This is a genomic window from Microbacterium sp. ZOR0019 (genome assembly GCF_000800925.1).
GTDB lineage: Bacteria > Actinomycetota > Actinomycetes > Actinomycetales > Microbacteriaceae > Microbacterium > Microbacterium aurugineum.
In genome coordinates, this window is sequence record NZ_JRKC01000077.1 from 1 (window position 1) to 13,755 (window position 13,755).

General features: G+C 69.2%; 16 protein-coding genes. 10 read left to right on the forward strand and 6 right to left on the reverse strand.

The window, feature by feature from the left end; genetic code table 11:
* The coding region (locus L978_RS15495; protein ID WP_047524189.1) for a sulfurtransferase at window positions 1-516 on the forward strand (516 nt) is incomplete at its 5' end.
* Here L978_RS15495 and L978_RS15500 read toward each other — a convergent pair.
* The gene (locus L978_RS15500) at window positions 504-1,427 is read right to left on the reverse strand and encodes a hypothetical protein (protein WP_047524190.1); all 924 of its coding nucleotides are present in this window, start codon (window positions 1,425-1,427) and stop codon (window positions 504-506) included. The genes L978_RS15495 and L978_RS15500 overlap by 13 nt on opposite strands.
* 303 nt (window positions 1,428-1,730) lie before the next feature.
* Between L978_RS15500 and L978_RS15505 the strand changes: the two genes are divergently transcribed.
* The 3 genes from L978_RS15505 (at window position 1,731) to L978_RS15515 (ending at window position 4,241) form a co-directional block, all read left to right on the forward strand.
* Entirely contained in the window at window positions 1,731-2,381 is a 651-nt protein-coding gene (locus L978_RS15505) for a hypothetical protein (protein ID WP_047524191.1), read from the forward strand.
* Complete coding sequence (locus L978_RS15510; protein WP_047524192.1) at window positions 2,378-2,734, forward strand: hypothetical protein; 357 nt, start codon at window positions 2,378-2,380, stop codon at window positions 2,732-2,734. The genes L978_RS15505 and L978_RS15510 overlap by 4 nt, the downstream gene beginning before the upstream one ends.
* 76 nt (window positions 2,735-2,810) lie before the next feature.
* On the forward strand, window positions 2,811-4,241 hold the full coding sequence (locus L978_RS15515) for an MFS transporter (protein ID WP_047524193.1): 1,431 nt from the start codon (window positions 2,811-2,813) through the stop codon (window positions 4,239-4,241).
* 13 nt (window positions 4,242-4,254) lie between these two features.
* Here L978_RS15515 and purB read toward each other — a convergent pair whose 3' ends face one another.
* Together purB and L978_RS15525 are read right to left on the reverse strand one after the other, a co-directional pair.
* Window positions 4,255-5,637 carry an adenylosuccinate lyase gene (gene purB, locus L978_RS15520; RefSeq protein ID WP_052193805.1) on the reverse strand — a complete coding sequence of 461 codons (1,383 nt, stop codon included), beginning with the start codon at window positions 5,635-5,637 and terminating at the stop codon, window positions 4,255-4,257.
* A gap of 23 nt (window positions 5,638-5,660) precedes the next feature.
* Window positions 5,661-6,200, reverse strand: coding sequence for a low molecular weight protein-tyrosine-phosphatase (locus L978_RS15525; RefSeq protein ID WP_194239304.1), 540 nt, complete (start codon window positions 6,198-6,200; stop codon window positions 5,661-5,663).
* Window positions 6,201-6,286: 86 nt separating this feature from the next.
* Here L978_RS15525 and L978_RS15530 point away from each other — a divergent pair, with 86 nt between their 5' ends.
* Complete coding sequence (locus L978_RS15530) at window positions 6,287-6,544, forward strand: hypothetical protein (protein ID WP_047524195.1); 258 nt, start codon at window positions 6,287-6,289, stop codon at window positions 6,542-6,544.
* Window positions 6,541-7,824: a hypothetical protein gene (locus L978_RS18435; protein ID WP_052193806.1), complete on the forward strand. Its 1,284-nt coding sequence runs from the start codon at window positions 6,541-6,543 to the stop codon at window positions 7,822-7,824. Before L978_RS15530 ends, L978_RS18435 begins: the two co-directional genes overlap by 4 nt.
* Window positions 7,825-7,856: 32 nt before the next feature.
* On the opposite strand, the gene L978_RS15540 is transcribed toward L978_RS18435, so the two are convergent.
* From L978_RS15540 to L978_RS15550, 3 genes are all read right to left on the reverse strand, one after another.
* Window positions 7,857-8,261: a phage holin family protein gene (locus L978_RS15540; protein ID WP_047524196.1), complete on the reverse strand. Its 405-nt coding sequence runs from the start codon at window positions 8,259-8,261 to the stop codon at window positions 7,857-7,859.
* A gap of 66 nt (window positions 8,262-8,327) precedes the next feature.
* Window positions 8,328-8,690 (reverse strand): type II toxin-antitoxin system death-on-curing family toxin, encoded by a 363-nt coding sequence (locus L978_RS15545; protein ID WP_047524197.1) that lies wholly within the window; start codon window positions 8,688-8,690, stop codon window positions 8,328-8,330.
* The gene (locus tag L978_RS15550; RefSeq protein WP_047524198.1) at window positions 8,687-8,893 is read right to left on the reverse strand and encodes a ribbon-helix-helix protein, CopG family; all 207 of its coding nucleotides are present in this window, start codon (window positions 8,891-8,893) and stop codon (window positions 8,687-8,689) included. The genes L978_RS15545 and L978_RS15550 overlap by 4 nt, the downstream gene beginning before the upstream one ends.
* Window positions 8,894-8,978: 85 nt before the next feature.
* Here L978_RS15550 and L978_RS15555 point away from each other — a divergent pair, with 85 nt between their 5' ends.
* The 4 genes from L978_RS15555 (at window position 8,979) to L978_RS15570 (ending at window position 13,720) form a co-directional block, all read left to right on the forward strand.
* Window positions 8,979-10,046, forward strand: a complete 1,068-nt coding sequence (locus L978_RS15555) for a histidinol-phosphate transaminase (protein WP_047524199.1) — start codon at window positions 8,979-8,981, stop codon at window positions 10,044-10,046.
* A 106-nt stretch (window positions 10,047-10,152) separates the two neighbouring features.
* A complete protein-coding gene (locus L978_RS15560) occupies window positions 10,153-11,280 on the forward strand; it encodes a thiamine pyrophosphate-dependent dehydrogenase E1 component subunit alpha (protein ID WP_047524200.1) in 1,128 nt (375 codons plus the stop codon).
* A gap of 11 nt (window positions 11,281-11,291) precedes the next feature.
* Window positions 11,292-12,257 carry an alpha-ketoacid dehydrogenase subunit beta gene (locus tag L978_RS15565; protein WP_047524248.1) on the forward strand — a complete coding sequence of 322 codons (966 nt, stop codon included), beginning with the start codon at window positions 11,292-11,294 and terminating at the stop codon, window positions 12,255-12,257.
* A gap of 122 nt (window positions 12,258-12,379) precedes the next feature.
* On the forward strand, window positions 12,380-13,720 hold the full coding sequence (locus L978_RS15570) for a dihydrolipoamide acetyltransferase family protein (protein ID WP_047524201.1): 1,341 nt from the start codon (window positions 12,380-12,382) through the stop codon (window positions 13,718-13,720).
* The last annotated feature ends 35 nt before the right edge of the window (window positions 13,721-13,755 follow it).

The window sequence follows — 13,755 nt, forward strand, 5'->3', positions numbered from 1 at the left end:
CGGCAGGCGGGGGTCAACGTGCGCGTGCTCGCCGGCGGCCTCCGCGGGTGGCAGGCCGAGGGATTCGAGGTCGCGACCGATGACGTGAGCCCGGAGCCCGGCGACGTGGTGCTCGAGGAGATCGGGCGCGATGCCCTCTCGATCGACGAGGCGGCGGCGTTCCCGGAAACCGGAGTCCTGCTCGACGTGCGCGCCCCCGAGCGGTACCGCGGCGAGACCGAGCCGCTCGACCCGGTGGCCGGTCACATCCCCGGCGCGCGCAATCTGCCGACCACGCTCCACCTCGACGACCAGGGGAGACTCCTCGACACCGATACCGTGCTCGCCACCCTCGCGGCGGTCGGGGTGACCCCGGGCGCACCGGTGGCTGCGTACTGCGGTTCGGGCGTGACCGCCGCCCACACCGCGCTGGTCCTGCACGAGGTGGGCATCGAGGCGAAGGTGTTCCCCGGATCCTGGAGCCAGTGGTCGAACACTCCTGGCCGCCCGGTGGCGACCGGCGATCAGCCGGGCTGATCCTCGCGGGGTCCGTATCCCCAGCGCAGGCCGAGCGCACCGGGGCCGAACGCCCGGCGCACCAGGTGCACCGAGGTGCCTCGGGGTGGCGGCAGCGGTGTCAGGGTCACGCCTTCAGGGGTCTCGAGGTGCTCCTCGCACCAGTCCGGGATCGCGTCCGGATGGAAACGGGTCCACACCAGCAGTTCCCGGGCCTTCTGGGCCAGCGCGTGCCCGGTGTCGCGCGTCTCCGGGTAGTCGGGCGGATACTCCGCCGACCACTCGACCATTGCGGTGTCCGGGGCTGTCAGCGGGATGTCGAGCTCGAACAGCACCCCGTGGACCTCGCCATCGGGGTGGGAGTACCGTGCGGCGATCCTGCCTCCGGAGACGGCTTCGATCACGGGTGCGGGCGTGCGAACCCCGGGAGTGATCTCCAGGAACGGGATCGCCGTGATGGTGCCGACCGTGGACTGGAGGATGCTGCGGGTGACGCTGTAGGCGATGTTGCCGTCGGCCCCCACATCGGTCACCGAGTGCGTCGTGAGCTCTCGGGAGGTGTCGGGGTACGACGCACCGAGCGCCTGGAACGCGTCCATGACCGCGCGCTCGAGCTCTTCCTCATCGATCGGGAACTGATTGGGCCCGAGCGGGCCCGTGCGGTTCGTCGACCGGAGAAGCCTGCTCAGGGCTCCGGCCTCGAGCCGGAGGAGGTCCTCGATGTCGGCGAGTGCGGCGAGCGACTGCACGCCCTCGGGGCGTCGGGCGCCGGAGCGCCAGTAACTCAGCGTGGCCATCGAGACCCGGTTGCCGCGCGCGTTGAGCTGTTGCTGCAGCCAGGAGAGGGTCACGTCCCTGGCGTTGATCGCATCGCGCAGCGCCCCCGCGAATGCATCGGATCCGGATCTGCGCGCGTCATATTCGTAACTCATCACAGCCCCCATCCGGTATGTGAAGCCCACCGTCCTAGAGTGAGCATACGACCGCACGCGCATACCTCAGGGGACCGGGTGGGCATGTGGGGTCACTTGGCCGTCGTCGCAGGTAGGGTGCCCGACCGTGCGAGGACCGGCCTGACGCAGTGATGCCCCCCTTGCTGCGTACGTCGTGAAGCCCGGCAATCGATCTGGGGAGATCCGCCGGGCTTCACGAAACCTCCTCCGCACGCCGCGGGCGTTGCGGCTCTGCGCCCCCGCGTAGACTGGGAGCAACACCCCGGAGGACTCTGGATCGTCATGTCTGCCCCTGCTCGCGCATTCACCATGCGCCACGTGCAATTGCTGCGCGCACTGTTCGCCGCCGTCGCCGCCCTGATGATCACCTTCTCGTCGGACCACTCCGCTCCCGTCGGCCTCTCGGTGTTCAGCGGCTTCGTCTTCGTCACCGCGCTCATCCAGCTGCTGGCCGCGTGGCTGGTGCTCCCCGCGGGGTCCCGCTGGCCCTACATCCTGCTCGGCGTCCTCGGCACCCTCGCCGGCGCCGTGAGCGGCATCCCGGCCTGGCGCTCCGACGACCTGTTCTTCATCGTGGTCTCGACCTGGGCGATCCTGAGCGGCGGCATCGAGCTCCTCGCCGGCATCCGCTCTCGTCGAAACGCCGATCCGCTGTCCCGTGATGCGATCACGGTCGGCGCGCTGGGGGTGCTGCTCGGGATCGTGCTGCTGCTGATCCCGGCCGGCTTCGTCCAGGAGTACACGATCGAGAAGGCCGGCACGTTCGTGTTGTCCGGCATCATCCTCGGCGTCGGGATGTTCGGTGGGTACGCGGCGATCCTCGCCGTCTTCCTCGGCATCGCCGGCCTCACCCCGAAGCGAATGGACACCGTCACCGCGGTCTCCGAATCGAACGACGACACCGCCGCTGCGGAGCACGGAGGAACGCGATGAGCGACGAGAAGCCCACCCGTCGGGACATCCTGCGCCCGCTGCACCTGCTGCTGATCGCGCTGGGTTGCGGCGTCTTCGCCATGGTCGTGACGCTGGTCTCGACCGGAGCCTTCACCGCCAGGGTGAACACGGCGATCGCGAACGGCAGCTATGACGGGCTGACCCCGGTGGCGCTCGGCCTCGTGGTCGGCGGTGGCGCGTTCATCGTCACGCTCCTGATCCTCGCGATGCTGATCCTGGCGGTCGACCCCGCCGATGTCACCAAGACCATCGACCGTCCGGTGCTCTACGACGACCCGGAGCCCGAGGGCGAGGCGGACGGCGAGCAGCCCGGCCGCGCGGCGTCGTCGTGACCGTCGGGCGTGCGGCATCCCCTGCTGTTCCGCCCTCGTCCGGAATAGTCGTGCCGTCCGACCGCTTGTTCCTGAAGTGACCGCCCCCGTCGACCGCGCCTCCATCGGACTCCGCTCGGCGCGAGGCCCCATCCTCGGCGCGCTGATGCTCGCCACCGGCCTCATCGCGATCGACGCCACGATCCTCGCGACCGCGGTCCCGAGCATCGTCCGCGATCTCGGCAGCTACCAGCAGTTCCCCTGGCTGTTCTCGGTGTATCTGCTGGCGCAGGCGGTGAGCGTCCCCATCTACTCCCGGTTCGCCGACACGGTGGGCCGCAAGCCGATCATCCTCCTCGGGATCGCCCTGTTCCTGCTCGGCTCCGTGCTCTGCGGGTTCGCGTGGAGCATGCCCGCGCTCATCCTGTTCCGCCTCATCCAGGGCTTGGGGGCGGGCGCGGTCGCGCCGATGGCGATGACGATCGTGGGCGACATCTACACGGTCGCCGAGCGCGCGAAGGTGCAGGGGTACATCGCGAGCGTGTGGGCGATCTCGTCGGTGGTCGGACCCGCGCTCGGCGGCATCTTCGCGCAGCTCGACGCGTGGCGATGGATCTTCTGGGTGAACATCCCCCTGTGTCTGATCGCCGCGTGGATGCTGCAGCTCAAGTACAAGGAGGAGAAGCAGACCCGTCGGCACCGGATCGACTACGCCGGGGCCGTCCTGCTCACGATCGGGCTCACCGGCCTCATCCTCGGGATGCTCGAGGGTGGGAACGCCTGGGACTGGATCTCCGTGCCGAGTGCACTCTGCTTCGGGGTGGGCGTCGTGGCCCTCGCGTTCTTCGCGATGGTCGAGCGGCGGGCGGCGGAGCCGATCGTCGACCTCCGGCTCGCGGCGCGGCCGTTGATCCTGACGACCACGCTCGTGTCACTCGGGGTGGGGGCGCTCATGATCGGTGTGACCAGCTTCGCCCCCGCGTACCTGGAAGGGTCACTGGGCATCGCGCCCCTCCTATCCGGCCTGGCGGTCGCCGCCTTGACTCTCGGCTGGCCCATCGCGGCCGCGAACGTCGGACGACTGTACCTGCGCATCGGCTTCCGCCGCACCACCCTGATCGGCATGAGCATCGCCACGTTCGCGGCGACCGTGCTCGCCGCGGTCTCCTCGTGGCCGAACCCGTTCGTGATGTCGGTGATCGCGTTCGTGCTCGGCTTCGGCCTCGGCTGGTCGGCCGCCCCGACCCTGATCGCCGCACAGTCCTCGGTGGGCTGGGGGGAACGCGGTGCCGTGACGGGCATGAACGCCTTTGCACGTTCCGCCGGGAGTGCGGTGGGCGTGGCGGTGTTCGGCGCGATCTCCAACGCGGTCATCGCGCAGGGTGCGGGCGCCGACGACCCGGAGACGATCATCCACGCCTCGGTGTGGGTGTTCGTCGCCGTCGCCGCGACGGCCATGCTCACGCTGCTCGCTGCCGCATTCATGCCGCGGGATCACGTCGAGCGCCACTCCGGCGAACCGGCCTAGCGGCGAGAACGGGTCAGCGGGCCAGGCGCTCCGCGATGCCGGTGTAGGTCGCGGGGGTCAGCGCGAGGAGTCGCTGCTTGGCGGCATCCCCGATCTCGAGGCCCTCGACGAACGTCGCGAGCTCGGCCGCGCCCACCCGGTGACCCCGCGTGAGCTCCTTGAGGAGTGCGTACGGATCCGTGATCGTGGACCGACCGGCCACCACCTCGGCGCGGATGACGGTCTGGATGGCTTCGGCGAGCACCTCCCAGTTCACGTCGAGGTCGGCGAGCAGCACGTCGCGCGAGAGCGAGATCGCGTTGAGGCCGCGACGCAGGTTGTCGAGCGCGAGCAGCGAGTGTCCGAAGGCCACACCGATGTTGCGCTGCGTGGTCGAGTCGGTGAGGTCGCGCTGCAGGCGGCTGGTGACGAGCGTCTGGCCGAGCGAGGCGAGCAGGGCGCCCGAGATCTCGAGGTTCGCCTCGGCGTTCTCGAAGCGGATCGGGTTGATCTTGTGCGGCATCGTCGACGAGCCGGTGGCCCCGGCGACGGGGATCTGCGCGAAGTACCCGAGCGAGATGTACGTCCAGATGTCGGTGGCGAGGTTGTGCAGGATGCCGCCCGCGTGCCGCACACGGTCGTAGAGCTCGACCTGCCAGTCGTGCGACTCGATCTGGGTCGTCAGGAGGTTGAAGCCCAGCCCCATGCCCTCGATGTACTCACGGGCGATGGTCGGCCAGTCGGCATCCGGGTCGGCCGCGAGATGCGCCGACCAGGTCCCGGTCGCACCCGAGAACTTGGCGAGGTACTCGGATGCCGCGATCTGACCGCGCACGCGCTCCAGACGCCATGCGAACACCGCGAGCTCCTTGCCCATGGTCGACGGGGTCGCGGGCTGGCCGTGCGTGCGGGAGAGCATGGCCGCATCGGCGTGCTCGACGGCGAGTTCGCGGAGCTTCGCGATGACGGTGTCGAGCGCGGGGAGCCAGACCTGCTCGACCGCCCGCTTCACGGTGAGCGCGTACGAGGCGGAGTTGATGTCCTCGCTCGTGGCGGCGAAGTGCGTGAGTTCGGCGATGGCGTCGAGGCCGAGCGTCGAGAGGCGGTCGCGCACGAGGTACTCGATCGCCTTCACGTCGTGCTGCGTGACGGCTTCCTTCTCGGCGAGCCAGTCGATCTCGGCCTGGCCGAAGTCGCGATACAGCGCGCGCAGGCGATCCTTGTCGGCGTCCGAGAGCGGCGTCGTCTCGAACAGCGAGCGGTCGGTCAGGGCGATCAGCCACTCGACCTCGACCTCGACCCGCGCGCGGTTGAGTCCGGCTTCGGAGAGGAAGTCGGCGAGACCGGTGACGGCGCCGCGGTAGCGACCATCGAGCGGGCTCAGGGGCTGCGGCGGGAGCGAAGGCTGGAAAGTCAGGGGAGTCCTCCTGATCGGGCCCCTCAGAGGCGGGGCGTGCGGGGCTGGCGCAGGGCGGGTTCGAGTTGGCGGAACAGACCCCGGGTCGCCGTCTCAATCATACCGAGCACCGAATCGAACATCTCCGCTCCGGCGTAGTAAGGGTCGGGGACATCGTGGGTCGAGGCGTTCGGGTCGAAGGCCATCAGCAGGGTGACCTTGCCCTCCTCATCTTCGTCGCGCGCCCACTCCCGCAGGATGCGCTCGTGCGTGCGGTCGAGTGCGACGACGAGGTCGTTCTCGGCGAACGAGGCGAACGTGAACTGCCGTGCGCGGTGGAGCGAGCCGTCGTACCCGCGGCGGGAGAGCGACTCGATCGTGCGTTCGTCGGCGCGCTCGCCGAGGTGCCAGTCTCCGGTTCCGGCGCTGCGAGAGACGATGCGCGACCCGAGTCCCTGCTTCTCGGCGAGGTCGCGGAACACGACTTCGGCCATGGGGGAGCGGCAGATGTTCCCTGTGCACACGAAGATCACGCGGAAGGGAACGGGGGACGTCACAGGTACATTCTGCCCGCCTCGGGCCATCCTGCACAGCGTGGACGAGTCCCCACCTCTCCACCGGCCGTGGGTATGGCGCTCAGAGACGTCGGCCGATCCCGCAGGCTGAAGCCATGTACTCGCTCTCCCCTGGACGTGTGTTCACCTCCGCCGAGGTCTGGGCTCGGCTCGTCGCACACCGAGAGATCGGGGCGGCCGTGTCGATGCTGGAGGATGCGGGTGCGGCGCTGGTGGGACTCGTCGACGACGCGGACTGGCAGTCCGAAGGATTCCGTGCGCTGCACGACCTGCTGGGACGGCTCCGAGAGGAGACGGGCGTCGAACTCGGACACCTGACCGTGCGCGAGTGGGAGCTCGGAGCGCAGGGGTGAGCGGGCTCGAGATCGGGCACGGCGGGGCGATCGCCGTCGACACCGGACAGCTGCGCGACGTCGGATCCCGGATGCGCGGCGTGGCCGAGCGCTACGAAGACGCCCGTTCCGCGGTCGTGCGAGCGCAGGAGGTGATCCTCTCGGCACCGGCCGCCTGTCCGCAGGTCGATGTGAACGCCTTGGCGGCGAGTGCGGAGCGACTCGACGCCCTGGGGGCCGAACTCCTCGACGCGTGCGTGGGCACGGAGCTGATGGCCGATGCCTTCGAGGTCGTCGAGCTGCGGGCTGAGATCGAGGCGCTGGCCCTCACCGACGCGGCGGCAGCGGCAGCGGCAGAGGCGCGTCTGGAGCAGTTGGTGAGCGGCGACGAGCGGGTCGGGGTGATGGCCGAGTGGCTGGTGGCGGGCTGGGAGGATCGGCGGTTCCAGGGGGCGGGACGCCAGTTCGACGCGGGCGGCCTGCTCTCTCCTCTGTTCCTGGCCGGGGCGTTCATCGGCGTCGCCACGGGGCTCGGCGCGGTGGTCGCAGGGGCGCCGCTGAAGGGGCGGCCGGATCCGATCCGGGTGACTCCGGTCAAAGCCTCGACCCCTGCCGCGCCGCAGAACCTCGCCGGCGCGCTCCGGCGGATGCCGTCCTCGACGGCACAGGTCGCGGTGGAGAAGTACACGATGGCCGACGGGGGGACCCGCTTCGTGACGTACATCGCGGGAACGAGGAACGGTGCGCCGTGGGAGGGCGGGAAGGGGGAGCCGTGGGACATGAAGTCGAACGTCGAGCTGTATCAGGGGCACACGTCGGCGTCGTATCAGGCGACCCTCGACGCGCTGACCGAGGCGGGGGCGGAGCCCGGCGACCGGGTCGACGTGGTCGCCTACTCGCAAGGGGGCATGATCGCGGCGCACCTGGCGACGGCGAGCCCCTACGACGTCGGCATGCAGGTGACCGCGGGGAGTCCGCAGCAGCCTTCGCTGGGTGACGATCAGACGCTCATCCAGCTTCGGCACTCCGATGACCTGGTCTCGAACCTCGCCGCGGGTGGGTCAGCGGCGGACACCGGGTCGGCGGACAGCTTCACGGCGACGCGTGTCGGTGATCCTCAGGCCGGGCTTCAGGATGTCGCGCTGCGGGCGCACGCACTCGAGACGTACATCGAGACGGCCGAGATGGTCGATGCGTCGGATGATCCGCGGGCCGAGGCCCTCGACGCCTACTGGGCCGAGCTCGCCACCGCCGTGGAGATCGAACGCACCGAGTACCGCGCCGAGAGGACACCCCGCTGAGCGGGACGACGCTCCGGCTCGAGGCCGGGGCCTCAGTCGCGGCGGGAGTTCTTGTTCTGCGGGCGCAGGATGAAGCCGAAGATGCCGTTGATCACCGAGATGATGAGCGCGGCGAGCACGCCCCACCAGAAGTCGCCGACCGCGAGGCCCCATCCGAAGCCGCTCGTGATCCATGCCGTCAGCCACAGCAGGAAGCCGTTGATGACGAAGCCGATCAGGCCGAGCGTGAGGATGTAGAGGGGGAACGCGACGATCTTCACGACGGTGCCGATGATCGTGTTCACGAGCGCGAAGATCGCGGCGACCGCGAGCAGGGTGAGCACCAGCTGCAGGGTCTCCCCGGGCGGGAAGGGCGTGATCACGACCTGCAGAGCCGGGATCAGGGTGACGACCCAGATGGCGAAGGCGTTGACGACGACGCGGATGAGGAAGCGCATAGTCCGACCAGTGTCCCACGGACGTCCGCGGCTGTCAGCCTGCTGCCGGGCTGATCGCGCGGACGCTCAGCGTCGGTTCGAGCGGAGCAGTGCGGCGATCTCGTCGAGATCGGCCAGGCTCTGGGCTGCGCGGAGGATGAGGTCGAAGGCGACCTCCGTGTTCATGTCGATGACGATGCTGTTCATTTCGAGGAACGTGAGAGTGATGATCCAGGAGAAGCGCTTGTTCCCATCGAACAGAGTGTGGTTCTGGCTCAACGAGGACAGGAGGGCGGCAGCCTTGACTTCGAGGTCCGGGTACGCCTCGACACCGAACATCGAACTGGAGGGACGGGCCAGGGCAGAGGAGAGGAGCCCGATGTCTCGGATGTGGAGGCCCAGTTCCTCGGCGACCGCGACGGCGTGTGGAAGCTCGAGGTACCGGGTCACGCGTCTTCGAGTTTCTTGAGAAGGTCCGCGTACCGGTCGGAGATGCCGCGGGCGATGCCCACCGCTTGCTCGGTGGTTACCTCCTCGCGGAGGAAGCGATCCGCCGCCTCGATCAGGAGGGCGTGCTTCGACGTGTGTCGTCGTGATGCCAGCTCGCCGAGCTGCGCATCGAGTTCTTCCGGAAGTCGCACCGTCATCGCCATACCAAAATGGTACCACCGTGCATCGGGCGGGAACAGGGCGTATCGACACTGCTGCCACGGCCGCGGTCCTCGTAGACTCGACCTCGTGACCGAGCCGATCCTGCCCCGCATCCGTCCTGCCATCGCCGCACTCGCGCCGTACCGCCAGGGCAAGCAAGCGGGGCCAGACGCGTTCAAGCTCTCCAGCAACGAGAACCCCTTCGATCCGCTGCCCTCCGTGCTCGAGGCACTGGAGCGGACGACGCCCGTCAACCGCTACCCGGATGCCACCGCGACTCGTCTGCGCGAACGACTCGGTGCGCGCTACGGCGTCGAGCCCGACCAGGTGCACGTCGCGTCCGGCAGCGTGTCGATCCTGCATCAGCTGATCCTCGCGACCGCGTCGGAGGGCGACGAGGTCATCTACGCCTGGCGTTCCTTCGAGGCGTACCCGAGCCTGCCGCTCGTGGCCGGCGCGACCGGGGTGCAGGTGCCGCTCACCGCGGACTCCCGCCACGACCTCGGCGCCATGGCGGATGCGGTGACCGAACGCACGCGCGCGATCATCGTGTGCACGCCCAACAATCCGACCGGGCCCATCGTCACCTCGGCCGAGTTCGCCGCCTTCGTCGAGCGCGTCCCGAACGACGTCCTGATCATCCTCGACGAGGCGTACGCCGAATTCGTCACGGCACCGGATGCGGTCGACGGTCTCGCCGAGCGCGTGTTCGATGCGCACCCGAACGTCGTGGTGCTGCGGACCTTCTCGAAGGCGTACGGCCTCGCCGGTCTCCGCGTCGGCTACGCGATCGGGCACGAGAAGGTGCTCGACGCCGCACGCACCACGGGCATCCCGCTCTCGGTCACCTCCGCCGCGGAGAACGCCGCGATCGCGAGCCTCGACGCCGAGGCGGAGCTCCTCGAGCGCGTCGCCGTGATCGTCGAGCGCCGTGACCGCCTGGCTGAGGGGCTCCGCGCGCAGGGCTGGGACGTCCCCGACTCGCAGTCGAACTTCGTGTGGCTGCCCACGGGAGAGCGCACCGACGACGTGGCCGCGGCGTTCGTCGCCAACGACCTCATCGTCCGTCCGTTCTCCGGAGACGGCATCCGCATCTCCGTCGGCGAGGAAGCCTCCATCGCCCGCGTGCTCGAGGTCGCGTCTTCGGTCCGCTGAACGTGTCGCCCGGGCGTCTTCGCCCGTGTTTCTCCGGTTTCCGGGCAGTTGCAAGGGCGTCCTAGGTATGCGTGACCGGGCATGCGGGCGCGGGTAGCGTGAGAGCGTGACCACCTCCGAGACACCCCTTGTGAGCGTTCTGGACGAGACCGGACGGTTCGCTCCGTCCGCCGCCGCTGAGCGATACCTTCCCCTGATCGAGGCGATCAGCGATGCCGAGCTCGAGCAGTTCTACCGGGACATGGTCGTCATCCGTGCGATCGACACCCAGGCGACGAACCTGCAGCGACAGGGGCAGCTGGCGCTCTGGCCACCGAGCCGGGGACAGGAGGCGGCGCAGGTCGGCTCCGGTCGTGCCGCCCGTGCGCAGGACACGATCTTCCCCTCCTACCGGGAGCACGCGGTCACCCGCATCCGCGGTGTCGATCCGGTCGACATCATCAAACTGATGCGCGGCGTCTCGCATGGCGGGTGGGATCCGACCGACCCGAAGAACGGCAACACCCGGCTGTACACCCTGGTGCTCGGTTCGCAGGCGCTGCATGCGGCCGGCTACGGGATGGGACTCGTGTTCGACGGCCGCACCGGAACAGGTGAGGCCGACCGTGACGAAGCGGTCATCGTCTACTACGGCGACGGCGCTTCCAGTCAGGGCGACGTGCACGAGGCGATGGTCTTCGCCGCGAGCTATCAGGCGCCGACCGTGTTCTTCCTGCAGAACAACCACTGGGCGATCTCGGTGCCGGTCTCGACGCAGTCGCGGGTTCCGCTCGTGCAGCGCAGCGCGGGCTACGGCATCCCGAGCGTCCGCGTGGACGGCAACGACGTGCTCGCCAGTTATGCGGTCTCCCGCACAGCTCTCGATGAGGCCCGCAGCGGCAGGGGTCCGCAGGCGATCGAAGCGGTCACCTACCGGCTCGGCGCACACACCACCAGCGATGACCCGACGAAGTATCGCGGCAGCGACGAGGAGCAGTACTGGGCCGGGCGCGACCCGATCGTCCGGATGCGTGCATTCCTCGAAGGCCGCGGCGCCTCGGCGCAGCTGTTCTCCGATGTGGAGGCCGAGGCGGCGGATGCCGCGGAGGATCTGCGCGCCCGCACGGTCGAGCTGGGGCCGCCCAGCCCGGACAAGATGTTCGACCACGTGTACAGCGAGCCGCATCCGCTGATCGACCAGCAGAAGGCCTGGCGCGCGCAGTACGAGGCGTCGTTCGAAGGAGGAGCCCAGTGACCCTCGAGACGATGCCGCTCAGCAAGGCGCTGAACGCGGGGATGCGCAAGGCCATGGAGGACGACCCGAAGGTCGTGCTGATGGGCGAGGACATCGGCAAGCTCGGCGGCGTCTTCCGTGTGACGGAGCACCTGCAGCGCGACTTCGGCGACCGCCGGGTGCTCGACACCCCGCTGGCCGAGTCGGGGATCGTCGGGACCGCGATCGGCATGGCGATGGTCGGGTACCGCCCCGTCATCGAGATCCAGTTCGACGGATTCGTGTTCCCCGCGTTCGACCAGATCACGACGCAGCTCGCCAAGCTCACGAACCGGCACGAGGGTGCGATCAGCATGCCGATCGTGATCCGCATCCCCTACGGCGGGCACATCGGCGCGGTCGAGCACCACCAGGAGAGCCCGGAGGCGTACTTCGCGCACACTCCCGGCCTGCGCGTGGTCTCGCCGTCGACACCCAACGATGCGTACTGGATGATCCAGGAGGCGATCGCGTCGAACGACCCGGTGATCTTCATGGAGCCGAAGAGCCGGTACTGGCAGAAGGGCGAGGTCGAGCTCGATGCCTCCGCTGTGCCGCTGCACTCCTCACGCGTCGTGCGCACCGGCAGCGATGTGACGCTCGTCGGACACGGCGCGATGGTCACGACGCTGCTGCAGGCCGCCGCGCTCGCCGAGGCCGAGGGGACGAGCTGCGAGGTCGTCGACGTGCGTTCACTGTCGCCGGTCGACTACGAGCCCATCCTCGACTCGGTGCGCAAGACCGGACGCATGGTCTACGCCCAGGAGGCGCAGGGCTTCGGCAGCATCGGCGGCGAGATCGCGGCGACCGTGATGGAAAGGGCGTTCTATGCGCTCGAGGCCCCGGTGCTGCGCGTCTCCGGCTACGACACCCCGTTCCCGCCCGCGAAGCTCGAAGGCACCTACCTCCCGGATGCGGACCGCATCCTCGAGGCCGTCGATCGCTCCCTGGCCTACTGACATCTACCTCATGTTCACAACTCAGGAAGAACTCATCCGATCTCGGATTCTCGGGCTGGTTTCGCCCAGACGCCAACGATCTTCCTGAGTTGCGAACGAGACACCAGCCGAAAGGACTCGTCATGAGCACGCAGAACTTCAACCTCCCGGACGTCGGGGAAGGGCTGACCGAAGCCGAGGTCGTGGCCTGGAAGGTCGCCCCCGGCGATACGGTCGCGATCAACGACGTGATCTGCGAGATCGAGACGGCGAAGTCCCTCGTCGAGCTGCCGTCTCCGCACGCGGGGGTGGTGGGCGAGATCCTCGTCGAGGAGGGCGCGACGGTCGAGGTCGGCACGCCCATCATCACCTTCGTGACCGATGCCCCGGCACCTGCTCCGGCTGCACCCGCTGCTCCGGTCGCGGAAGAGGGCGGGGGCTCGGTGCTGGTCGGCTATGGCACGGGCGGCGGCGCGACCTCACGTCGCAAGCGTCCGGCCGAGCGCCCGGTGCGTTCCTCGGTCGGGGTCATCGCGAAGCCGCCGATCCGCAAGCTCGCCCGCGACCTCGGAGTCGACCTCACCACGGTCGCCGCGACCGGCTCCGACGGCGAGGTCACCCGGGATGACGTGATGAAGCACGCGTCGCAGGCGAGTGTCTTCCGCAACATCGAGACCCCGGAGTGGGGGACCGTGCGCGAGGAGACCGTGCCCGCTCCGCAGGCCGCACCGGCAGGACTCGCGCGTGGTCTGGCCCCGACCCAGCCGTCGGCCGCGGGAGACGACCGCACCGAGTCGATTCCGGTCAAGGGTGTGCGCAAGGCCACCTCCTCGGCGATGGTGCAGAGTGCGTACTCGGCCCCGCACGTGACGGTGTGGAAGGAGATCGACGCCAGCCGCACGATGGAACTCGTCAAGCGCCTCAAGGCTTCGCCCGACTACGCCGACATCCGGGTCTCGCCGCTGCTGATCATGGCCCGCGCCGTGATCTGGGCGGCCCGCCGCACGCCCATGGTCAACGCGGCGTGGATCGAGACGGAGGCCGGCGCGGAGATCGCCGTGCGCCACTACGTGAACCTCGGGATCGCCGCCGCCACCCCGCGCGGTCTGCTGGTGCCGAACATCAAGGACGCGCAGGACCTCGGGATGAAGGACCTGGCGCGGGCGCTGAACCGTCTGACGCTGACCGCGCGCGAGGGCAAGACCCCGCCGGCCGATCAGCAGGGCGGCACCATCACCATCACGAACATCGGCGTGTTCGGGATGGATGCCGGAACCCCGATCATCAACCCCGGCGAGGCCGGCATCGTGGCGATGGGCACCATCAGTCAGAAGCCGTGGGTCGTCGACGGTGAGGTGCGTCCTCGTTGGGTGACGACGGTCGCAGGATCGTTCGACCACCGCGTGATCGACGGCGATGGCATGAGCCGCTTCATCGCCGACGTCGCGTCCGTGCTCGAGGAGCCCGCGCTGCTGGTCGACTGAATCCACGCCGTGCGAGCGGCAGCGTCTCACCGGGG